Below are 21,272 nucleotides of genomic sequence, written 5' to 3' on the forward strand. Positions count from 1 at the left end.
TCGAAGCGCGGATCCGAGAAGGACAACGACATGGAACCGGAGAAGTCCTCGATCGGCGAAAGCTCCTCGAGCACCTCCTCGAGTCCACCGACTAGGCCGACGTCACCACGAGCGGCGACCTTCTCACGCCATTCCGGTGAACCGATCAGCCATGCAAAGGAATCAGTTTGAAGATCGAGAAGACCCGGCACCTCCAAGGGTTCACGGATCTTCGCGAAAGACACCCGCTTAGGGGCTCCGGGGATTCCGGCAACTGCCTTGGTCTGGGTGGAGACTGCCAAGATGCGTCCTTCCAGCACCTCACGCGCGTCGCGTGGTGGTCCGCGACCGTCGCTTGTCTGCTACGAATTCCGCTGGTTACAACCCGAACGAAACCCGAACAGGCAACAACGGAAGTAACACCGGAAGGTGGAACTTACGTGTGCAAATCGAGGTATGGACAGGAGGCAGCCAGCGCAACGTCCAAACTTACACCAACACACACGGGGATGTCAAAGTACCACCCGTGTGGACTTCCACGTGGCTGGCGCGCCGGGCCGAATTCGCTGGCTGCGCGGTGGGCCGCGGGCGCCTGAAGCCACTGTGACAGCTGCCGCTGTTGTGAATAGCGTGACGGGTCGGGCGAAACTCGTCAAGTGGCAGGGCGCACCGCCGCGGCGGTACCGGATCGGCCGTTACGCGGCCGAGATCGACTGTCTCACTGGATGATCACCGCGATCGACCGCCCATCGGTCACTGCGGCGGGGCCTGCAGGACCGGCCGGTCCGGGATCTCGCTGGCCAGCCAGTGGCCGTTGACCTTCTGCATTCGCACGATGATGGGCCCGGTGGCGCTCGGCTGCGCCTCGCCGCCCTTGGAGGCGCTCACCACCAGGTTCACCAGCAGTTCGGCCCGGTCGTCGGTGAGCATCGTCACGCCGGTCGGCCCGGGTTTGGCATCGGCCTTGACCTGCGCCTGCCCCAGCGCGGAGAACGTGGTGTCGGCGTACTTGTCGAATTCGGCGAGCATGGTTCCGGTGAGCACGCCGCGCAGTGCGGCCTTATAGCCGTCGACGTTCTTCGCATCGGTGGAGTAGATGGTCTTCAGCGCGTTCTCGGCGGCGGCCTTGACCTCCTCCGTCGACTTGGTGTCGATGAACGCCTTATTACTGTCGTCGACGCCGGGACGCAGCGCGGCGAGCACCGCGAACGCGCCGAGCAGCACGGCGGCGACCGATAACGCCGCGACGCCGAACCAGGACCGCTTCGGACCCGCCGGGCGCGGCAACCTCAACTTCGGGCGCCGGGTAGGCGCGGCGGCGGGCTCGGGATCGCGCCGCGGTCGCGCCGCGGATCCGGAAACCCTGGTCCGCGTCGCGCGCGCGGCGGCCGGGCGCGGCTTGGCGCGCTGCGCGGTCTCCGCGGGCTTGCGCTTGGATGTGACCCGATTGACCGGTCGACCAGATGCCATCACTGTTCTCCTACGATCCGGGCTTCGGCGTCGGCTGCGCGGGCGGGGCCGGAGTCTGCGGGGCCGCCGGGTTGGCGGGCGCCTGGGTATCCGAGCCGAGCTCCACCGGCTGCTCCAGCGAGGCCACCTGCTCGGCCTTCCAGACATCGCCGACCTTGGCCATATTCAGGCTCCAGGTGTAGCGGTAGTTATCCGGCGGCTGCGAGTTGTCCTTCTTGGTCTCGGTCACCCGCAGCACCACGATGGCCGAGGCGCGATCGAGTTCGCTGTCGAGTTCGGTGAGCGAGGAGCCGACCACCTTCGAACTGACCTGCACGCCCGCGCTGGTCATCATCGCCTCGATCTGCTGCTGATTCTTGGTGGCCGAATCCAGCAGCGCACCGGTCATCGACGACCGCTGCAGCGCGGACGAGCCGGGCACATCGTCGAGGTTGGTGGTGGTCATATTGAGCGCGGCCTGCCGGGCGCCGTCCAGCGCGGCCTCGCGGGCTTGCGCGCGCGGGCCATCGGTGAAATAGGCCGCCCGCACCCAGCCGACACCGAACCAGGCGGCCGCGGCCAGCGCGACCACCAGCGCGGTAGCGGAGACCACGAATGCGATCGTGCGCGCCTTACCGGTGCCGACCTGATCGTTCGTTGACTTGGCGAGCCCCGCGGGCCGCTCGTCGGCCGAGGTTTGCCTCGGCTGCGAATCGGTTTCCTTGGTTATGTCGATGCTCACGCAAGACACCTAACGTCGTCGGTCTCGGTCACCGCTTCGGCGTGACCCCCATCAAAGTGGCCAGCTGGACGGCGACCGGGTTCAGATTCAGCTTGTCCGGATCGGTCTTCGGGACGGTATCCCACGGCTGCGCGATGCTGGGGTCGGCCAGCTCGGCGCGTTCGCCGCCGCGCACCGCCGTCGGATTACCGAACGGCACGGTGCACTTCGCGTCCTTGTTGAACGGGAACTCATCGCGGGTGTCGTCGAAATTCGGATCCTTGGCCTTCATCTCGGCCAGAATCCGCTGAGTGCCCTCGTAGCCGACCGTACACGCGGGCGGATTATTGGTTTCCAGCACCAGGCCGAAATGACTGGTGCCGTCGCCCGGTGCGGTCGAGGAACCGCCCACCGAGAGGTGCGGCAACATCTGCAACAGCGGTTTGATCGCGTAGAACTTCGGCGAGATCGTCAGCAGCAATTCGCGCAGGTTGCCGAAATCCTGGGTCAGCGCGGGGCCGCTCTCTTTGATCAATGCCTGCAGCGCCGCACCCGCATCCGTGCCGGTGCCGATCAAACGACGAATATCCGGGTCGTTGGAACGCAATTGGGCGGTGAGCTGATCGAGTCCGTCGCTGAACCTGCGGATCGCATCCGACTGGTCCACCTGGGTGCCGAGCGCGACCTTGCCGTCCTCGATCAACCGAATCGTCTGCGGCAGTGTGTCATTGAACGTGGCGGTGAACTTGTTGAGCGAGTCGACGAAGACCTTCAGATCGTCGCCCTTGCCGTTGAACGCCTTGCCGAGCTCGGTCACCGTGGTGTTCAGCGCGGTGAGATCGACCGTGCGCGTGAAGGTGTCGACGCTCTGCACCAGCGTCTCGACCGAAACCGGCGTGCTGGCACCGTGAATCACCGAACCGTCTTTCAGGTACGGCCCCTTGTCCACGTCCGGCTGCAGATCCAGATACTGCTCACCGATCGCGGAGCGGTTCGCCACAACGGCTTTCGCGTTGTCCGGGATCTTCGGCGCGTCCGAATTGAGTTCGAGATCCATGACGACACCGTCGGAGCTCAGCTCGAGATCGCCGACCCGGCCCACCGGAACGCCCCGATAGGTCACCTCGGCGCCCTTGTAGATGCCGCCGGTCTGCTTGGCCTGCACCTTCACCTGGTATTGGCCGAAGCCCAACATCTGGTTCAGCCGAATGTATTTCGCGCCGACGAAGACCACACCGACAACGGCGATCACCGCGAACGCGATCAGCTGCCACCGAACCAGCCTTGTCATCGCGGACCACCCACTCCCAGCTGTTCGAGGATCTTGCCGACCGGATCCTGCGGGCCCGGCACGCCGATCGCGGGTACCGGCGCGAGCGCCATATTCGGCGGCAGCGGCAGCAGCGACACCGTCGGCCAGCCCGGACGCGGACCGTTGCCGTTGTAGTAGGGGTTGGTCGGATTCACCGGCACCGGCGGGCCGGGCGGCGGAATGTAGACCGGATCGGGTTTGCCGACACCGAGATTGCTCAGCGTCTGACCGATCTGCAGATCCACCGACAGCCAGGTGTTCAGCTGGCCGCCGTAGAGACCGTCCAACGAGGAGTCCGGAAACGGATAGGTGGGGATCAGCGGGAACGCGGTCACCAAATCCGGTGCGGCCCTACCCAATTCCTGCAGCGTCGGCCGCAGCGAGGTGAGGTCGCGGATCAGATCGTCCTTCGACTTGTTCAGGATGTCGAAGCCGGCCTGACCGACCCGGTCCAGCTGCTGCAGCAGCGAGATCAGTTGCGGCCGTTGCTCGTTCAGGATCTTAATGCCCTGCGGCAGCTCGTCGAGCACCTTGCCGATCTGATCGTTCTGCGCCGCGACCCGGCCGCCGAGGGTGTTCAGATTGTCCAGGGCCCGGTTGATCTCGTCGACCTGCTGATTGAGACCGATCACCAATTTGTCGGCCTGTTCCAGCAGCGAGCGCACATGCGGCTCACGGCCGCCGAGGGTTTTGTTGAGCTCGGTGACGATCGGCGTCAGATTCGCCACGCCACCGCCGTTGAGCAGCAGCGACAGCGCGCCGAGCACCTGCTCCACCTCGGTGGCGTGCCGAGTGCGGGACGCCGGGATGGTGGCACCGCTGGACAGCTTCTGGCTGTCGGGCTCCTCGGTGGTCGGCTTGGACAGCTCGATGAACTTCTCGCCGAGCAGATTCGACTGCCGCACCTCGGCGCGTGCGTTGGCGGGCAGGTCGACCGAATTGTTCACCAGCACATGCACATCGGCGGTCCAGCCGTCCTTGGCCAGCCCGATATTCTCCACCCGCCCGACCGGAACGCCGTCCACCTTCACCGCCGACTGCGGCACCAGATCGAGCACGTCGTCGAATTCGATATTCAGGTTCATCGGATGCGCGCCGACATCGGCGCCGCCGGGCAGCGGGACGCTGTATATACCGTCGGACGCGCACGATGTCAGCAGCGTCGCCGAGAGGCCGATCGCCAGCACTGCGCCGAAAACACCTGCGCCGGAACGGATTCGACTACCCTTGCTCACCGGTCACCTCCCCGCTGGGACGGCGGCAGCTGATTCGACGGCGTGCCGGGCACGGTGCCGGGCACCGGGGCCCGCTGCTCGTTCTCACCGCTGAGGATGCCGAACGGCAGGATCAGCGACGGCGTCTTCACACCCGCGGTGATCTGATCGCTGAGCTCCTTGCAGTGATCGAGGATCGGCCGCATCTGCCTGCCGAGCGCCTCGAACTTGGGATCGCCCGGCCGCAGCTTGCTGACATCGATCAGCTTGCACATCACGCCGAACGGATCCTGCAGATCGGTGAAGTTGGAGCGCATATCGAGGGTGCCCGACTCGGCGTTGTGGATATTGACCAGATTGCTCAGCGCCAGCGGCAGCACCGGCAGCGCCTTGGCCAGATCGTCGCGCTGATCCGCGAGCGTCTTGGTGAGCGTGATCAGCGCGTCCGCATTGCCCTTGATCTGGTCACGGTTGTTGTCGACGAACCGGGCGACATCACCGAGCGCGACCGACAGCAGGTTCAGCGCCTGACCGAGCGTCTGGCGCTCATTGGCGAGGAAGCCGGACAGATCGGCCAGCTGCGCGTTGAAAGTCCGCACCTGATCGTCGTTCTGGGCCAGCATGGTGACGAATGTCTGCAGGTTCTTGATGGTGTCGAAGATGTCCCCGCGCGCGTCGGAGAAGTAGCGCGCGGCCCGCGAGAGCTGAGTCAGGCTGTTGGCCAACGCTTCTCCGTTGCCCGCCAGGTTCGCCGCCGAGGTGCGCACCAGCGTATTCACCGCACCGTCCTTGTTGGCACCGTTGGGGCCCAACGCATCCGACAGTTCGGTGATGCTCTTGTACAGCTGGTCCACCTCGACCGGGGTCACCGTGTGATCGCGCGGAATCGTCGCGGTGCGAGCCATTTTCGGCCCGCCCTGATAGACCGGCGTCAGCTGGATGTAGCGGTCGGACACGATCGACGGGGTGATCTGCGCGGCCCTGGCATCGGCCGGGATGTCGTACGAACGGTCAACGCTCATCACGATTTTGACCTGGTCGCCGATCGGCTGCACCGAATCGACATGTCCCACCGGCACACCGAGGATGCGCACGTCCGAACCCTCGTAGATACCCACCGAGCGATCGAAGTACGCGGTGATGGTCGTGGTGGTGAGCCGATCGAACAGCCACCACAGCGCGCCGACGGCAACCACCGCGGCCACGGTCACCAGCGCGATGACGGCCTTTGTGCCCCGGCCGGATTCGCGCAGCGCCGTGAGCGGTTCCCTACGCCAGTTCGCCAACTCAGTTACCTCCCAGGTTGCGCAATTCGCGCAGCGCGGTGGGCGGGTGAAAATGCCGATTCGCCAACTCAGTTACCTCCCAGGTTGCGTACCGGCGGACGGTTGCCCGGTACCTCCGGCAGGGCGGGCGGAATCAGGTTGACGATCACCGCGTCGAACCAGCGGCCGGTGCCGAGCACGTTCGCGTAGATGCCGTAGAACGGCGCGGCCAGTTCCAGCGTCTTGGACAGGTCCTGCTGGTGGGCGTTGAGCAGGTCGATCGCCGACTTCAGATTCGTCAGCGCCGGACCGATCTGCTGCTCGTTATCCTTCACCAGCGCGGTCAGCTCGGCGGCGACGGTGCGCGCGCCGGAAAGCAACTGCGCGATGGACTGCTGGCGGATATTGAGCTCGGTGAGCAGCTGCCCGCCGTTGCCGAGCAGCTTCTCGAACTGGGCGTTGCGGTCGGCGAGCACCTGGGTGACGCCGCGGGTGGCGGCGAACAGCTTCTTCAGCTCCTCGTCGCGCTTGGCCAGCGTCTCCGACAGCCGGGCCACACCGTCGATCGAGCTGCGGATCTCCGGCGGGGTCGTGGCGAACGCGTCGGAGAGCACCTGCATGCTGTTGGCCAGCTGGCCGGTATCGATCTGGTCGATCTGCTTGGCCGCATCGCTGAACGCGTCCACCACGTCGTACGGGGAAACGGTGCGCGACAACGGAATCGGCTTACCCGGATCGGCGGGACGCGACCCCTTGGGATCCAGCGCCAGATACTTCTGCCCGAGCAGGGTCTTGATCTGGATGGACGCGGTGGTCTCGTCCCCGATCCAGGCGTCCTGGGTGCGGAAATCGACCCGAACCTTGTTGCCGTCCAACCGCACATCCGACACCGAGCCGACCTTCACGCCGGCGATGCGCACCTCGTTGCCCTTCTTGAGGCCTGCGGCCTCGGAGAACTCCGCGGTGTACTTGGTGCCCGCGCCGATGATCGGCAACCGGTCGAGGAAGAACGCCGATACCGTCACCAGCAGGACCATCGCCAGGCCGAGCACGCCCATGAATGCGGGGCTGCGCTTGCCGAGCAGGATCCGGTCGTCCATTTAGTGGCCTCCCTTGCCACTGCAACGCGGCGCGGCGTTCGTGTAGAGCGGCTGATTGATCGTCGGCAGGTCGGCGGGCAGGTTCAGCTGCGGTGCGGAGACCGCGCCGGGACCGACGACGACATCGATACCGCACAGGTAGAACTGGAACCACGAACCGTAACTGCCGACGCGGCCGAGCTTTTCCATCTTGATCGGCAGATTCTTCAGCGCCTCGTTCACCTCGTCGCTGCGTTCGTTCAGCGTGCCGGTGAGTTGGCTGAGCCCGGCGATCGAACCCTGCAGCGTCGGGCGCACCGGAACGAGCAGGTCTGCGGTGGCCGAGGCCAGATTGCCCAGTGAGGTGACGGCGTGGCCGACGGTGTCGCGCTCCGCGGCCAGCCCGCTGACCAGCGCCTCGGTATAGGTGATGAGCTGGTCGAACTGATCGTCGCGCTTGTTCACCGTCTGCAGCACCTGGGTCAGGTTCGTCACCAGCTGGCCGATCACCGCATCCTTGTCGGCGATCTTGTTGGTCAGACTGGCGGTGGTGCCGACCAGATCCTGGATGGTGCCCTGCTCACCCTGGAAGACCTGAATGATCTCGTAGGACAGCTTGTTCACATCGTCGGCGGTGAGCGTGCGGAACAGCGGCCGGAAGCCGTTGAACAGCGTGGTCAGGTTCAGCGCCGGACGGGTCTGCTCGAGCGGAATCGTGCCGCCGCCGTTGATCTTTCGGCCCTGTGCGCCCGGCCCCTGCTCCAGCGCGATATAGCGCTGGCCGACCAGGTTGCGGTATTTGATGGTGGCGATGGTCGAGGCGGGCAGCCAATTGCGGTCGGTGAGTTCGAAATTCACCTCGGCCAGCCGCTTGTCCACGATCTTGACCCCGGTCACCTTGCCGACCCGGACACCGGCGATGCGCACCTCGTCACCGTTGTTGAGCGAGGTGACATCGGTGAACCGGGCCTTGAACGAGGTGCCGCCGCCGCTGTAATTGGCGATGGACAGCCCGAGGAAGACGGTGACGAACACCGTGACGACCACGAAGATGATCAGTTTGGTCAGCGGCCCGCCGAGGCCGCGCAGCTTCTCCCTCATCGCACGCTCACCTCGCTACCGCGCAGCGCCGGAGCGCCGATCCGGGTGATCCAACTCGGCACCTGTTCCGGCGAAACGCCTTGCGCCGCACCGTAGATCGCGCCGAGCGCGCGCTGCTCGGAGGGCGAGCCGACGGTGGTCGGCGCCTTGGCGGCCGGATACGCGCTGAACTGCGGCGGCGACAACTCACCGGTCGTCTGATCGCCCGGGTTGCGGCTGGGCACCGCGTAGGAACCGTCGCTGAACGGGCCGTGCGGATACTGACCCGGATCGACGCCGAGCGGCGGCTCGGGCACACACCACGGTCCCTCGGTGCTCAACCAGCGCGGCTCATCCTGATTCGGCAGGTAGCGGCCGCGAGTGTTGGTGAGCGCCACCGAAACTCGCGAACCGGGATGGTCCGAACCCTGGCCCATGATCTGGTCGATGCGCGGCTTCACCTTCGCGAAATTGGCCAGCGCACAGGCATAGCTCGGCGAGTAGTAGGCCAACTGTTCCAGCGCGGGCCGCGAATCGGCGGACACGTCGATGATGTTGTCGCGGTTGGCGATCAGGAAATCGGCGGTGGTCGCCGACGCCGGGGTCAGCACCGCGTACAGCGAATCGATATCGAAACGCCGCTGCACGATGGTGGCATTGGTGGTCCGGAAATTGTCCAGCGTCTCGACCAGCTGCGGCAGCGCGTCCGAGTAGGTCGCGGCGACATCGGCGAAACTCCTGATGTCCTGCTGCAGATCGGGCATCACGCCGTTGAGTCCGCGGAAGATATTGTCCAGCTTGTCGACGCTGTCACCGAGCGCAAGCCCCTGACCGGACAGCGCCTGCGCCAGCGAGCCGAGGGTGTTCGCCAGATCCTGCGGCGGAATCGCCTGCAGCAGCGGCAGCAGATCGTCGAACAGCTTGCTCAGCTCGATCGAATTGCCGCTCTTGTCCTGGTGCAGCGTGACGCCGTCGGTCAGCTTGCCGCTCGGCTGCTCCGGGACGATCAGATCCACGTACCGCTCGCCGAACAGCGTCTTCGGCAGCAGCCGCGCCGTCGCGTTCGACGGAATCTGTTGCGCCTTAGCGGGATCGATGGCCAGGTGCAACGTCACCTTGCCGCCCTCGGATTCGCTGGAGCGCACCTCGCCGACCGAGACGCCGCGCACCTTCACCTCGGCATTGCGGGTGAGCGCGTTGCCGACGGTATCGGTGATCAGGTTGACCTTCACGGTGTCGGTGAAGGTCTTGTTGTATATCGCGATCGTCGTCCAGAGGAACAGCGCGACGATCACGAAGAACGCGATACCGAGCAGCCGGACTCGCAGCTTCTCCGTCGCGCGCCAGGCCTGTACCGAGCTCATGACGCCCTCCCCAGCAACCGCCGCCTCATCCCGCGACCCGCACTGTCGTCGTCGTACCCCAAATCGCCAGGCTGAGGAAGAAATCGAGCACGTTGAGCAGCACGATCGCGGCGCGCACCGCGCGGCCGACCGCGACGCCGACGCCCGCCGGGCCGCCGGTGGCATGGAAGCCGTAGTAGCAGTGCACCAGGATGATCACGAATGCGAAGATCAGCACCTTCAGGAATGAATAGAGCACATCTTCGGGTGGCAGGAACAGGCTGAAATAGTGGTCGTAGGAACCGCTGGACTGTCCGTTGAACCAGACGCTGATCTGACGCGATGCGATGTAGGTGCCGAGCAGGCCGACGACGTACAGCGGGATCACCGCGACGAATCCGGCGATCACCCGGCTGGTCACCAGGAACGGCACACCGGGCACCGCCATGACCTCCAGCGCGTCGATCTCCTCGGAGATCCGCATGGCGCCGAGCTGCGCGGTGAAACCACAGCCCACCGTCGCCGACAGCGCGATCGCGGCGACCAACGGCGCGATCTCGCGGGTGTTGATGTAGGCGGTGAGGAAGCCGGTGAGCACCGAACTACCAAGGGCGTCAAGGGCTTTGAAACCCTGCAGACCGACGACGACACCCACCGAACCGGACATGAAGATGATCACGCCGATGGTGCCGCCGATGACGGCGAGCGCGCCGGAACCGAAGGTCACCTCGGCCAGCAGCCGCATGACCTCCTTCCGGTAGTGCACTGCGGTGCGCGGAATCCAGGCGATCGCCCTGGCGTAGAACGCCATCTGCTCGCCCGCGCGATCCACCACATTCAATGGGGCACGCACGATTTGCACGACTCGCCGGGTCGACTTGGCCAGGGCCGGGTTGCGATACGACGTTGCCACGGTTATGCGCCCTTGGCGGGGACGACCTGCAGGTACACCAGGGTCAGCACCAGGTTCACGAAGAACAACACCAGGAACGTGATCACCACCGATTGGTTCACCGCTTCACCGACTCCTTTCGGGCCCCCCTTGGGGTTGAGGCCCTTGTACGCGGCGATCACGCCTGCGATGACACCGAATATCGCGGCCTTGATCTCGCCGATCCACAGATCGGGCAGCTGGGCCAGCGCCGAGAAGGACGCCAGGTACGCGCCGGGCGTACCGCCCTGCAGGAGCACGTTGAAGAAGTAGCCGCCCGCGATGCCGACGACCGAGACCAGGCCGTTGAGCAGCAGCGCGACCAGGGTCATGCCGAGCACCCTCGGCACCACCAACCGGTGGATCGGATCGACGCCGAGCACCTCCATGGCGTCGATCTCCTCACGGATGGTCCGGGAGCCGAGGTCGGCGGCCACCGCCGAGCCCGCGGCGCCCGCGATGATCAGCGAGGTCACCACGGGGGCCGCCTGCTGCACGGTGGCGAGCACACTTGTTGCGCCGGTGAAGGATTCGGCGCCGAGCTGTTTGATCAGCGAGCCGGTCTGCAGTGCGACGACCGCACCGAACGGGATGGCAACCAGCGCACTGGGCAGGATCGAGACACTCGCGATGAACCACGACTGCTCGATGAACTCGCGCATCTGGAAGGGCCGGCGGAAGGTCTTGCGCACCACATCGATGAAGAGCGCAAAAATATTGCCGGCCTGGGCAAATCCCGACTCCAGTGGAGTCCGCAATCGCGCCAGGGTCGAATTCACGATCGCAGATGTTACCCGTTAGTTGGGTTGTGACGCACGGTGGTGTCGAACGACCCGCCCTGGTATCCCGCCAGGTCACCGTTGTTGTACGCGATCACTTGCGTATCATCGTTCTCCGCAAGTGACTCACGGATCGCCACCTGCGCCGCGTGCGGCAGGGTATGCATGATCTCTCTGACCCGCTCCTTGCGGCGTAGCACCGCCTGACGCACCGGCATGCCGGGGGTGGCCCGCATCTGCGGAATGATGCCCTCGACCTCCTCCGCACCACCGTGGTGGTGGCCGGCGTCGACCAGCGCCTGCTCGCGCGCCATCTGCGCCTCGTCCTTTTCCTCGCTCATGCCGATCGGGCCGATCATGCGGCCGTTGAGGAACTGTTTGACCACGGGCTCATCGGAGGTGAGCAGCACCTCGCGCGGGCCGAACATCACCAGCTGGCGGCGGAACAGCATGCCGATGTTGTCCGGCACGGTGCGGGCGAGGTTGATGTTGTGCGTGACGATCAGGATGGTGGCGTCGATCTGCGCGTTGATATCGATCAGCAGCTGGCTCAGATATGAGGTGCGCACCGGGTCCAGACCGGAGTCGGGCTCGTCCACCAGGATGATCTCCGGATCGAGCACCAGGGCGCGAGCCAGGCCGGCCCGCTTGCGCATACCGCCGGAGATCTCGCCGGGCAGTTTGCCCTCGGCCCCCAGCAGACCGGTGAGCTCCAGCTTCTCCATGACGATCTTCTTGATCTCCGACTCCTGCTTCTTCGTGTGCTCGCGCAACGGGAAGGCGACGTTGTCGAAGAGGTTCATGGAGCCGAACAGCGCGCCGTCCTGGAACAGCACGCCGAACTTCTTGCGGATTTCATACAGCTGCTTGTTGGTGCAGGTGGTGATGTCGACGTTGTCGATGTAGATCGAACCGCGTTCCGGGCGCAGTAGGCCGATGAGCGATTTGAGGAAGACGGATTTACCCGTACCGGACGGGCCGAGCAGCGCGCTCACCTCACCCGCGGGCAGGGTCAGTGAAACGTCCTGCCAAATACGCTGGGAACCGAAGGATTTCGTAACACCCTCGGTCCGGACTTCGACGCCCACGCCAACCTCCACAATTCTCAGCGAACTGCCCACCGGCGAACCGCGCGCTGGGACATCGCGGTGTGTCACGTCACAGTGGGTGCGGTCACTGTAACCCATGAGATTGACGGGGCACACCCCAACCTGACCGAAGAGTAACTAGGAATTGTGTCCAGCAAAACAAATCTCGGTCCGGTGTCGGCGGAAAAAGCAAACGGGCGGTCCCCCGAGTGGGGGACCGCCCGTTCAGCGATTCGCGGCGCCGCGGCGCCGAACAGATCGCGAATTACTTGACGGACACCTTGGCGCCGGCCTCTTCCAGCTTCGCCTTGGCGGCCTCGGCGGCCTCCTTGGCGACCTTCTCCAGGATCGGCTTCGGGGCGCCCTCGACCAGGTCCTTGGCTTCCTTCAGGCCCAGGCCGGAGACGATCTCGCGGACCACCTTGATGACCTGGATCTTCTTGTCGCCCGCGCCCTCGAGGATCACGTCGAACTCGTCCTGCTCCTCGGCGGCCTCGGCCGGAGCAGCGGCACCGCCGACGGCGGCGACGGCGACCGGAGCGGCCGCGGTGACCTCGAACTTGTCCTCGAACGCCTTCACGAACGCGGACAGCTCCAGCAGGGTCATCTCCGAGAAGACGTCGAGCAGCTCTTCGGTGGACAGCTTGGCCATTTGTATTTCCTTTCGGTAGTTGAATGTCTATGTGGGCGAACCCGCACAGGGTGATTACTCGGCGGCGGCTCCGCCTTCGGCCTGCTTCTTCTCCTGCAGCGCGGCGGCCAGGCGGGCCACCTGCGAGGCGGGAGCGTTGAACAGACCGGCGGCCTTCGACAGGTTGCCCTTCATGGCGCCGGCCAGCTTCGCCAGCAGCACCTCGCGGGTCTCCAGGTCGGCGATGCGCTCGACCTCGGACACGGACAGCGCGGCGCCGTCCATGTATCCGCCCTTGATGATGAGCGCCTTGTTGTCCTTGGCGAAGTTCTTCAGCGCCTTGGCCGCGTTGACCGGCTCACCGGTGATGAAGGTGATGGCGGTCGGTCCGACGAACAAGTCGTCCAGGCCCTCGACGCCCGCCTCGGCGGCGGCGCGCTTGACCAGGGTGTTCTTGGCGACGGAGTACGTGGCCTCCGCGCCGAGCGCGCGACGCAGCTCGGTGAGCTTGCTCACCGGCAGACCACGGTATTCCGTGACAACGGTGGCCGTTGAGCTCTTGAACTGCTCGACGATCTCCGCGACCGCGGTGACCTTCTCAGCTTTTGCCATACTTCGCCTCCTCTCTGAATGGTCGGTTCGTCTGCGAACTACCGATTCAGGGGCCGGCGACAAAACGAACGCCCCGGACGCAAGGCGTTCCGGGGCGCGACAGAAACAATCCGGGCCATGCCCGGATCGGTTCCCAGCCTCGGTTCTCCCTGCGTGGGCCGCCGGCAATGTCGCCGGACCTTCGACCGAACCCATGCGGGATCGGCGACCAACGGTCTTCGGTAGAACGGATTGGGTAGATATCGAACTCGTCGATAACTGACAGTCAGGGTACCTGGACCACCCGCGATCTGGCAATTCCGCCTCTCCGCGCCTTCTGGCCAGACTCGTGTGCCGCGAGACCGCCGCTGGCGCCCGGCGGTTGACATGGCATCAAGTTAGCCGGTCCCCGACGAGTTACCCATGTCCTCACGAAATCAGTTGTTTTTCAGATAATTCGTAGTGCGCATCACATTCGGCCGCGATTGTGACTGATCTCGCGCTCAACAAGCGTTACCGACAGTCACATTTACTGGTTCACTGCCAATTATGGCACTCTCCATAGTCGATCCACCGGTGTTGCTGGAACGACGTTTCCAGCGCTATCTCGCGCTCGCGGTGATCTGCCTGGCCGAACTGCTGGTTCTGCTGGACAACACCATCGTCAACGTGGCGCTGCCGTCCATCGGCGTGCAGCTCGCCACCGGCGTCAGCGGCCTGCAATGGGTCGTCGACGCCTACACCCTCACCTTTGCCGGACTGCTGCTGGCCTGCGGAAACCTCGGCGACCGCTACGGCCGCCGCCGGGTGATGACGATCGGCCTCGTCGGCGTCGGCATCATGTCGATCGCGGGCGCACTCTCCGAAACCATGGGCGGCGTCATCACCGCCCGCGCCGCCATGGGCGTCTTCGCCGCCGCGGTCTTCCCGGCGACGCTGGCGCTGATCATCAACATCTTCACCGAGAAACGCGAGCGTGCGCTCGCGATCGCGGCGTGGACCGCGATGGCCGGAATCGCCATCGCCATCGGACCGATCTCCGGCGGCTGGCTGCTGGAGCATTTCTCCTGGCATTCGGTGTTCTGGATCAATGTCCCGGTGGCCGCAGTCGCGACGCTCGCCACCATGCTGTGGGTGCCGGAATCCCGTGCGGCACAGGTGGGTCGGCTCGATCTGCTCGGCATCGCACTGTCCATTTCGGGCATCACGCTGATCGTGTGGGCCATCATCGAGGGTCCGCGCTACGGCTGGCTCTCGGTGACGACGCTCGCCGCGGGCGCGCTCGGATTCGCATTGCTCGCCGTCTTCGTCATCTGGGAATTGCGTACCAGCGCACCAATTCTCGATATGCGGCTGTTCGGAATTCGCCGATTCTCGTTGCCCGCCTTGGCAATCGCGGTCGGCTACTTCTCGATGTTCGGATTCCTGTTCCTCATCACCCAGTATTTCCAAGGGGTGCGTGAATACACACCGCTCGAATTCGGCATCGCCTCATTACCTTTCGCCTTCTCGGTGGGTGTCGGCGCACCCGTCGCGACGCTGCTGGCCCAACGGTTCGGCACCACGCCCGTCATCGTTGTCGGCCTGCTGACCATGGGCGTCGGCTTCTACCTCGGCGGCCAGGTGACGGTGGACAGCCCCTATCTCACCGATGTGCTGCCGTCGATGGTCGCGATGGCGCTCGGCGTGGCCATCGTGCAGGGTCCGGCCACCGAATCCATCATGGGCTCATTGCCTTTGGACGAGGCCGGGGCGGGTTCCGCGGTCAACGACACCACCCGCGAGATCGGCGGCACCCTCGGTGTCGCGGTACTCGGCTCCATCGTGGCCTCGTACTACACCACCCGGATGACCCCCAAGATCGACGTCATCCCCGCCGCCATCATGAACGACCGGGAAAAAGGCCTCGTCAAGGCGAGCCCGCTGAGCGTCCTCGAAATGCGCTCCCGCCCACTCCCCCCATTCCTGGACACCCAACGCGAAACCCTCATCACCGCAATGAAATCCGCGGCCCTCCAGGGCTCCCACGCCGCATCCCTAGTCGCCACCGGCGCGGTAATCGTCTGCGCCGTACTCGTAGCCATCTTCCTCCCCTGGGGCGCCCAACAGGGCGAGTCCATCCTCCTCGGCTGGCGCAAACCCCCTGAGCCCCAACCAGATTCAACCTCATAACTCAGTCAGCCGAGCCGAGCCCCACCGGTTCGACTCGGCTGATGCTCTTCACCCTATCGATTCCTCGATCGAATGAGGCGATACTCGAGCCCGGATCCGCCTCGGCAAGTGCCACCAGGTAGGCATCGGCGAAGGAGAGCCGATGGTGTTCGTAGACATCGATCGTGCGAATCAACAAGGCAGGGTCGTCGCTGATGATGTTGCGCGAACCGATGATGACTCTGGCCAACGCGGCAACCTGCGGACGTTCCACCCGATAAACGCTTTGCAGGACGTAAACCGTTTCAGCCAGTATCAGATCCGGCAAGTACAGCTCCTCGGCCTCAGCGAGGAAGGCGGTCGCTCGCTTGCCCATTTCCGGCGGATCCTGGGTGAGGTGACGAACCAGAACGTTCGTGTCCAGGAAAACCGTCACTCCCGGCCCTCCCACTGCGCGGTCCAAGCGCCATCTCTGATCTCATCCCAGGACTTCCCCCGCACATCGGGTGGGACGGGCACGCTACCGGCCAACTCCAGCAGGTCTGGGGTGCGTGCAAGCACGACGACCTGGCCTTCGACCCGGAAGTGCACGTTGTCGCCAACTTGCAGATGCAGCGCATCGCGCACCGCCTTCGGTACGGTCAGCTGACCTTTCGAGGTCAACCGGGCAAGTGCATCCATGGCTTCTCCTTACATTGGGGCCAATGTAAGGATAGCTACTAGGAGCTAGGAGCTAGGTCGAGTTTTCTGTCCGTTGCGTATTGGGCCAGGCGGGTCAGGGCATCGAGGGCGCCCTTTTGGAATTCGGGGGTGGTGACCGTGCCGTCGGGGGTGACGTCGTCGCGGAGGACGGTCAGTTTGGTGGGGCTGTTGGGGAGTATGTCGGCGCCGACGTAGCCGAGGACGGAGCGCAGGGTGGCGTCGGTGCCTTCGCCGCGGCCGGGGGCGGCGACATTGATCCAGGTGACCGGTTTTTCGTAGAGGTGGGCGGTGCCGACGGTCCAGTCGAGGAGGTTTTTGAAGCTGCCGGGGAGGGTGCCCGCGTATTCGGGGGTGCAGAGCAGGACGGCGTCGGCGTCGGAAAGGTGTTCACGCAGTGCGAGCACCGCGGGGTGGGCGGTGCCGTCGTCGTCGGGGCTGAAGGCCGGGAGTTCGGAAAGACCTTCGTACCAACGGGTTTCGATATCGGCGGGCGCCGTGGCAGCAACGGTGCGCAAGGCGGCGGTATTGGTGGACGCGGTCCGGGTGCTTCCGGAAATCAGCAGTACAACGGTCACATCATCAGGCAACGATCGCGGTGAGCGGATTAGTCCGGAAATAGAACAAGGGCGGGAACGCGATATGCGTTCCCGCCCTTGTGGTCTGCTACCTACGCGTCCTCGTCGAGGAGGTTGCGGGTGCGGTTCGGGTCCACCGGGATGCCCGGTCCGGTGTTCGTCGAAACCGTCACCTTCTTGACGTAGCGGCCCTTCGCCGTCGACGGCTTGACCCGCAGGATCTCGTCCAGCGCGGCGCCGTAGTTCTCGACCAGCTTGGCCTCGTCGAAGGACGCCTTGCCGATGACGAAGTGCAGGTTGGCCTGCTTGTCGACGCGGAAGTTGATCTTGCCGCCCTTGATGTCGTTGACGGCCTTGGTCACGTCGGTGGTGACGGTGCCCGTCTTCGGGTTCGGCATCAGGCCGCGCGGGCCGAGGACACGCGCGATCCGGCCGACCTTGGCCATCTGATCGGGGGTGGCGATCGCCGCGTCGAAGTCCAGCCAGCCGCCCTGGATCCGCTCGATCAGATCCTCGGCGCCGACCGCGTCCGCACCGGCGGCCTCGGCCTCGGCGGCCTTCTCACCGGCCGCGAACACGATGACGCGGGCGGTCTTACCGGTGCCGTGCGGCAGGTTGACCGTGCCGCGAACCATCTGGTCCGCCTTGCGCGGGTCGACACCCAGACGGACGGCGACCTCGACGGTCGCATCGGTCTTGGTGGTGGCGGTCTCCTTCGCGAGCCGCGTGGCGGCCAGCGGGGAGTAGAGCTTCGTGCGATCGACCTTGGCGGCCTGTTCCAGGTACGCCTTGCTTCGCTTTGCCATGATTCTCTGTCCTTAAAGTGCTTGGTTCAGAAGTGGTTACCGGGTCTGGCCGACCCTCCCACCGAGTTCAGCGGATCACGCCGCTGTACCTGATTGAAGCCTTCGCTTCGCTCAGGCTTCGACGGTGATACCCATCGAACGCGCGGTACCCGCGATGATCTTCGCCGCCTGCTCCACGTCGTTGGCGTTGAGATCTTCCATCTTGGTCTTGGCGATCTCGCGCACCTGGTCCATGGTGACCTTGGCGACCTTGTTGCGGTGCGGCTCGGCCGAACCCTTCTGCACACCGGCGGCCTTGAGCAGCAGCTTGGCGGCGGGCGGGGTCTTCAGCTTGAAGTCGAAGGACCGGTCCTCGTACACCGAGATCTCGACCGGGATGACGGTGCCACGCTGCGACTCGGTCGCCGCGTTGTACGCCTTGCAGAACTCCATGATGTTGACGCCGTGCTGACCGAGCGCCGGGCCGACCGGCGGGGCCGGATTCGCCTGGCCGGCCTGGATCTGAAGCTTGATGATCCCGGCGAGCTTCTTCTTCTTGGGGGGCATCTTTCTTTCCTAGGTGTTTGTAGTCCTTGCTCTTTGCAAGCCTCGTGCATCAACCCGTGGACCGGGCCGAATCATCCCGTCGTGTGTCGAACCGCCGACGGAAGCAACTAAATCTTCGCGACCTGGTTGAACGCCAGCTCGACCGGGGTCTCGCGACCGAAGATCGACACCAGCACTTTCACCTTCTGCTGCTCGGCGTTGACCTCGGAGATGGTGGCGGGCAGCGTCGCGAACGGGCCGTCCATCACGGTCACCGACTCGCCGACCTCGAAGTCGACCTCGATGACCGGCTTCGGCGCGATATCGGTGCTGGCCTCGGCGGCGGCGACGGCCGCGGCGACCGGCTTCTTCTGCTGCTGCGCGGCCGGGACCAGGAACTTCACCACATCGTCGATGGACAGCGGCGACGGGCGCGAGGTGGCGCCGACGAATCCGGTGACACCGGGTGTGTTGCGCACCGCGCCCCACGATTCGTCGTTGAGTTCCATCCGGACCAGGATGTAGCCGGGCAGCACCTTGCGGTTGACGTGCTTGCGCTGACCGTTCTTGATCTCGGTGACCTCTTCGGTCGGCACCTCGACCTGGAAGATGTACTCCTCGAGATCGAGGTTCTGCACGCGGGTCTCGAGGTTGGCCTTCACCTTGTTCTCGTACCCGGCGTAGGAGTGGATGACGTACCAGTCGCCGGGGGCGCGCCGCAGCGCCGCCTTCATCTCGGCGACCGGATCGGCGGGTTCGGCGTCGATCGGAGCGGGGGCAGCGGGCTCGGATTCCTCGACCTCGGAGTCCTCGACGGTCGCGGCATCGTCGATGGTGGGTTCCACCACCGCGTCGTCGACCGGGAACTCGTCGTTTGTGTCGTTCTCCGGGGTGCTCACTGCGGCACTCGCTTCCTGTGTCGTCACGTACATCCTCTGCTGGGCCAGGCGCGGCGGATAGTCCGCCCGTCCGCCCCGAATCGGCTACCGGCTTCGGCGTCGCTGATTCGAGCGACCTGTGAGCGGTCGCTACGGCCCGGCTAGCCGAACAGCCAGTTGACACCCTTGATGAACGCCAGGTCCAACCCGCTGATGAACGCGACCATGAAGATCACGAACACCAGAACAACGCTCGTATAGGTGACCATCTGCTTCCGGTTGGGCCAGATCACCTTACGCAGTTCCGCGACGACCTCTCGCAGGAACTTGATCAGGCGCTTGAACGGGTTACCCGTCTTGGCGCGCTTGGCCTTTCCGGCAGTTTTATCCGCCTTCCGCGACGTATCCGGCCGGTCGAGCGTGGCAATGGTGCCCGTATCGGCCGATGAGGACGAACGTGCCCGCCGGGCGGACCGCTTACCGCTCGGCCGAACCGCTGCGGCGGTGCCATCGCCCTCGTCGGCGGCATGCGCGCCGTGGCGAGTGTCCCGCTCGTCGGTCACGTCGATACCTCTCTCGTCGCTGGCATCTGGCCCTTTCGAGCGACCGGCAAGCGGCCGCTACGGAAAGCAGGGGCGACAGGACTTGAACCTGCAACCTGCGGTTTTGGAGACCGCTGCTCTGCCAGTTGAGCTACGCCCCTTCGGTTGAACCTTGGTGCTGTTCAACCATATTCAATTTTCGTGCCGGACATCGCTGCCCGGCACTGGCGTCACACAATACGCGCGCCGCTCCGGCGGTGGCCGGCCCCGTGGGCGGTGGCCGGAGCTACCGCCTGGAACCAGCCCCATAGAGCAGCGCGCAGCGGCTGGTGACCCCAGAAACCCGAGTGTACGTTACCGCCCACCGCAATAGCCAATCAGGGTCACTCGACCAGGTCAGGACAGCTGCACCGTGGCGGTGGCCCGACCGAAGATCTTCTTGCCGCCGGACTTCGCCACGATCGCGATGACCGCGGTACGCGTCTCCGGATCGACCGATTTCACTTTACCCGTGTATTCGACCTCGGCCGCCTCGTCGACGCCGACGTAGACCGGGCTGGTGAAGCGCACGTTGTATTCCTTCACCGCGCCGGGATCGCCGACCCAGGAGCTGATGAAGCCGCCGCCGAGCCCCATGGTGAGCATGCCGTGCGCGACAACGTTTTCCAGGCCGACGAGCTTGATGACCTCGTCGCTCCAGTGGATCGGGTTGGCATCGCCCGAGACGCCCGCGTAGTTGACCAGGTCGCCGCGGGTGAGCCGGACGATGCGGGGCGGAAGTTCGGCGCCCTCGGTGACGTCCTCGAAACGCAGCGCCCGCTTGCTCGGCACCACCTTCGGCTGGGTGGTGACCGGCACCGGCGGCGGTTCGACCGGCGGTGTGCTGCGCGGGTGGTGGCCCGGCTCCTCGGGGCCGATGCCGTGCATGAGCACGTTGCGGACGGCGTTGTTGAGGTTCGGGTCGATATCGCCGCCGCTGCGGCCGACGAGGGTGGTGTACGTGGTCTGCACCAGCTCGTCGTTCTGCGCGGTGACGATGTTCTTGGTGACGATGATGTCGCCGCCGAAGGCCTGCCGGAACGAGTGCAGGTAGACATCGCAGGTCAACTGGTCGCCGACCTTGATGGGCCGGTGGAATTCCAGGATCTGGTCGGTCTGCATGATCTGGCTCAGGTCGTAGCCGGTGACGATCTGCTCGAACAGCTTGCGCTGGGCCAGGATTCCGACGAGCGAGATGAAGGTGAGCGGCGCGAGCAGGCCGTCGTAGCCGTACTCCTGCGCGACGTCCTCGTCCCAGTGCACCGGGTGGTAGTCCTGCACGGCGCGGGCGTATTCGCGGACCTTCTCGCGACCGACCTCGTAGTAGTCGTCGACGCGGTAGTGGTGACCGACCATGGCCGCCGCGTGCGCAGCGGGGTCGAAGTCCTCGGCTCCGACCGCCTGGACCGCTTCGTCTGTACCGGTGTTGATTGTCACGTGGAGGACTGTACCTATCTGACTCCGCGACCCGGAGTCGACGGAGCGATCACGACCCGGCCGGACTCCGGCCGCGACATGACCGCGTTGGTGGTTGTGTCCGATCTTCGCGCGTTCAGCGACCGCACATACCCGTGAAACGCGTCAGGGCCGGA

At 65.1% G+C, this 21,272-nt stretch carries 23 protein-coding genes and 1 tRNA gene; 1 reads left to right on the plus strand and 23 read right to left on the minus strand.

Annotation, left to right across the window (positions count from 1 at the left end; translation table 11 throughout):
- From LGY53_RS38020 to rplJ, 14 genes are all read right to left on the minus strand, one after another.
- Positions 1-299, minus strand: a 299-nt coding sequence (locus LGY53_RS38020; protein WP_225731543.1) for a hypothetical protein, incomplete at its 3' end; no start/stop codon positions are given.
- 433 nt (positions 300-732) lie between these two features.
- Positions 733-1,449 carry a hypothetical protein gene (locus LGY53_RS38025; RefSeq protein ID WP_225731544.1) on the minus strand — a complete coding sequence of 239 codons (717 nt, stop codon included), beginning with the start codon at positions 1,447-1,449 and terminating at the stop codon, positions 733-735.
- Between the two features lie 10 nt (positions 1,450-1,459).
- A complete protein-coding gene (locus LGY53_RS38030; protein WP_225731545.1) occupies positions 1,460-2,170 on the minus strand; it encodes a hypothetical protein in 711 nt (236 codons plus the stop codon).
- A 28-nt stretch (positions 2,171-2,198) separates the two neighbouring features.
- Positions 2,199-3,440 carry an MCE family protein gene (locus LGY53_RS38035; RefSeq protein ID WP_225731546.1) on the minus strand — a complete coding sequence of 414 codons (1,242 nt, stop codon included), beginning with the start codon at positions 3,438-3,440 and terminating at the stop codon, positions 2,199-2,201.
- Positions 3,437-4,696, minus strand: a complete 1,260-nt coding sequence (locus LGY53_RS38040; RefSeq protein ID WP_374111295.1) for an MCE family protein — start codon at positions 4,694-4,696, stop codon at positions 3,437-3,439. Before LGY53_RS38040 ends, LGY53_RS38035 begins: the two co-directional genes overlap by 4 nt.
- Positions 4,693-5,928: an MCE family protein gene (locus LGY53_RS38045; RefSeq protein ID WP_225731642.1), complete on the minus strand. Its 1,236-nt coding sequence runs from the start codon at positions 5,926-5,928 to the stop codon at positions 4,693-4,695. The genes LGY53_RS38040 and LGY53_RS38045 overlap by 4 nt, the downstream gene beginning before the upstream one ends.
- Positions 5,929-6,029: 101 nt before the next feature.
- On the minus strand, positions 6,030-7,040 hold the full coding sequence (locus LGY53_RS38050; RefSeq protein ID WP_225731547.1) for an MCE family protein: 1,011 nt from the start codon (positions 7,038-7,040) through the stop codon (positions 6,030-6,032).
- A complete protein-coding gene (locus LGY53_RS38055; protein ID WP_225731548.1) occupies positions 7,041-8,120 on the minus strand; it encodes an MCE family protein in 1,080 nt (359 codons plus the stop codon).
- Positions 8,117-9,463 carry an MCE family protein gene (locus tag LGY53_RS38060; RefSeq protein ID WP_225731549.1) on the minus strand — a complete coding sequence of 449 codons (1,347 nt, stop codon included), beginning with the start codon at positions 9,461-9,463 and terminating at the stop codon, positions 8,117-8,119. The genes LGY53_RS38055 and LGY53_RS38060 overlap by 4 nt, the downstream gene beginning before the upstream one ends.
- Before the next feature lie 25 nt (positions 9,464-9,488).
- A complete protein-coding gene (locus tag LGY53_RS38065; protein ID WP_225731643.1) occupies positions 9,489-10,253 on the minus strand; it encodes an ABC transporter permease in 765 nt (254 codons plus the stop codon).
- Positions 10,254-10,357: 104 nt separating this feature from the next.
- Entirely contained in the window at positions 10,358-11,152 is a 795-nt protein-coding gene (locus tag LGY53_RS38070; RefSeq protein ID WP_167478156.1) for an ABC transporter permease, read from the minus strand.
- A gap of 11 nt (positions 11,153-11,163) precedes the next feature.
- On the minus strand, positions 11,164-12,240 hold the full coding sequence (locus tag LGY53_RS38075; RefSeq protein ID WP_225731550.1) for an ABC transporter ATP-binding protein: 1,077 nt from the start codon (positions 12,238-12,240) through the stop codon (positions 11,164-11,166).
- Between the two features lie 265 nt (positions 12,241-12,505).
- A complete protein-coding gene (gene rplL, locus LGY53_RS38080; protein ID WP_167478158.1) occupies positions 12,506-12,892 on the minus strand; it encodes a 50S ribosomal protein L7/L12 in 387 nt (128 codons plus the stop codon).
- Positions 12,893-12,946: 54 nt separating this feature from the next.
- Positions 12,947-13,483: a 50S ribosomal protein L10 gene (gene rplJ / locus LGY53_RS38085; RefSeq protein WP_167478159.1), complete on the minus strand. Its 537-nt coding sequence runs from the start codon at positions 13,481-13,483 to the stop codon at positions 12,947-12,949.
- A gap of 528 nt (positions 13,484-14,011) precedes the next feature.
- Here rplJ and LGY53_RS38090 point away from each other — a divergent pair.
- A complete protein-coding gene (locus LGY53_RS38090) occupies positions 14,012-15,634 on the plus strand; it encodes an MFS transporter (protein WP_225731551.1) in 1,623 nt (540 codons plus the stop codon).
- 1 nt (position 15,635) lies between these two features.
- Here the strand turns inward: LGY53_RS38090 and LGY53_RS38095 are convergent, their stop codons facing one another.
- The 9 genes from LGY53_RS38095 to LGY53_RS38135 all read right to left on the minus strand — a co-directional run bounded on the left by LGY53_RS38095 (position 15,636) and on the right by LGY53_RS38135 (position 21,111).
- A complete protein-coding gene (locus LGY53_RS38095; RefSeq protein WP_225731552.1) occupies positions 15,636-16,049 on the minus strand; it encodes a PIN domain-containing protein in 414 nt (137 codons plus the stop codon).
- The gene (locus tag LGY53_RS38100) at positions 16,046-16,294 is read right to left on the minus strand and encodes an AbrB/MazE/SpoVT family DNA-binding domain-containing protein (protein ID WP_225731553.1); all 249 of its coding nucleotides are present in this window, start codon (positions 16,292-16,294) and stop codon (positions 16,046-16,048) included. The genes LGY53_RS38095 and LGY53_RS38100 overlap by 4 nt, the downstream gene beginning before the upstream one ends.
- A 38-nt stretch (positions 16,295-16,332) precedes the next feature.
- Positions 16,333-16,890, minus strand: coding sequence for an NADPH-dependent FMN reductase (locus LGY53_RS38105; RefSeq protein WP_225731554.1), 558 nt, complete (start codon positions 16,888-16,890; stop codon positions 16,333-16,335).
- A gap of 92 nt (positions 16,891-16,982) precedes the next feature.
- The gene (rplA, locus tag LGY53_RS38110; protein ID WP_167478164.1) at positions 16,983-17,696 is read right to left on the minus strand and encodes a 50S ribosomal protein L1; all 714 of its coding nucleotides are present in this window, start codon (positions 17,694-17,696) and stop codon (positions 16,983-16,985) included.
- A gap of 111 nt (positions 17,697-17,807) precedes the next feature.
- Positions 17,808-18,242, minus strand: a complete 435-nt coding sequence (gene rplK, locus LGY53_RS38115; protein WP_225731555.1) for a 50S ribosomal protein L11 — start codon at positions 18,240-18,242, stop codon at positions 17,808-17,810.
- A gap of 107 nt (positions 18,243-18,349) precedes the next feature.
- Positions 18,350-19,120 carry a transcription termination/antitermination protein NusG gene (gene nusG / locus LGY53_RS38120; RefSeq protein WP_225731644.1) on the minus strand — a complete coding sequence of 257 codons (771 nt, stop codon included), beginning with the start codon at positions 19,118-19,120 and terminating at the stop codon, positions 18,350-18,352.
- Positions 19,121-19,260: 140 nt separating this feature from the next.
- Positions 19,261-19,662 carry a preprotein translocase subunit SecE gene (gene secE / locus LGY53_RS38125; RefSeq protein ID WP_167478166.1) on the minus strand — a complete coding sequence of 134 codons (402 nt, stop codon included), beginning with the start codon at positions 19,660-19,662 and terminating at the stop codon, positions 19,261-19,263.
- Positions 19,663-19,729: 67 nt separating this feature from the next.
- Positions 19,730-19,802, minus strand: a tRNA-Trp gene (locus tag LGY53_RS38130).
- Positions 19,803-20,037: 235 nt separating this feature from the next.
- Entirely contained in the window at positions 20,038-21,111 is a 1,074-nt protein-coding gene (locus tag LGY53_RS38135; protein WP_308103069.1) for a fused (3R)-hydroxyacyl-ACP dehydratase subunits HadA/HadB, read from the minus strand.
- Positions 21,112-21,272: the final 161 nt, after the last annotated feature.

Origin of the sequence: Nocardia sp. JCM 34519.1 (assembly GCF_020361265.1) — a bacterium.
In the GTDB taxonomy this organism is placed as follows: Bacteria; Actinomycetota; Actinomycetes; order Mycobacteriales; family Mycobacteriaceae; genus Nocardia; species Nocardia arthritidis_A.

Bases quoted from the DNA above. Each gene is read 5' to 3' on its own strand.
- LGY53_RS38025 (WP_225731544.1), bottom strand. From the start codon at position 1,449: ATGGCATCTGGTCGACCGGTCAATCGGGTCACATCCAAGCGCAAGCCC.
- LGY53_RS38035 (WP_225731546.1), bottom strand. From the start codon at position 3,440: ATGACAAGGCTGGTTCGGTGGCAGCTGATCGCGTTCGCGGTGATCGCC.
- LGY53_RS38050 (WP_225731547.1), bottom strand. From the start codon at position 7,040: ATGGACGACCGGATCCTGCTCGGCAAGCGCAGCCCCGCATTCATGGGC.
- LGY53_RS38055 (WP_225731548.1), bottom strand. From the start codon at position 8,120: ATGAGGGAGAAGCTGCGCGGCCTCGGCGGGCCGCTGACCAAACTGATC.
- LGY53_RS38060 (WP_225731549.1), bottom strand. From the start codon at position 9,463: ATGAGCTCGGTACAGGCCTGGCGCGCGACGGAGAAGCTGCGAGTCCGG.
- LGY53_RS38065 (WP_225731643.1), bottom strand. From the start codon at position 10,253: ATGGCGTTCTACGCCAGGGCGATCGCCTGGATTCCGCGCACCGCAGTG.
- rplL (WP_167478158.1), bottom strand. From the start codon at position 12,892: ATGGCCAAGCTGTCCACCGAAGAGCTGCTCGACGTCTTCTCGGAGATG.
- rplJ (WP_167478159.1), bottom strand. From the start codon at position 13,483: ATGGCAAAAGCTGAGAAGGTCACCGCGGTCGCGGAGATCGTCGAGCAG.
- LGY53_RS38090 (WP_225731551.1), top strand. From the start codon at position 14,012: ATGGCACTCTCCATAGTCGATCCACCGGTGTTGCTGGAACGACGTTTC.
- LGY53_RS38100 (WP_225731553.1), bottom strand. From the start codon at position 16,294: ATGGATGCACTTGCCCGGTTGACCTCGAAAGGTCAGCTGACCGTACCG.
- rplA (WP_167478164.1), bottom strand. From the start codon at position 17,696: ATGGCAAAGCGAAGCAAGGCGTACCTGGAACAGGCCGCCAAGGTCGAT.
- rplK (WP_225731555.1), bottom strand. From the start codon at position 18,242: ATGCCCCCCAAGAAGAAGAAGCTCGCCGGGATCATCAAGCTTCAGATC.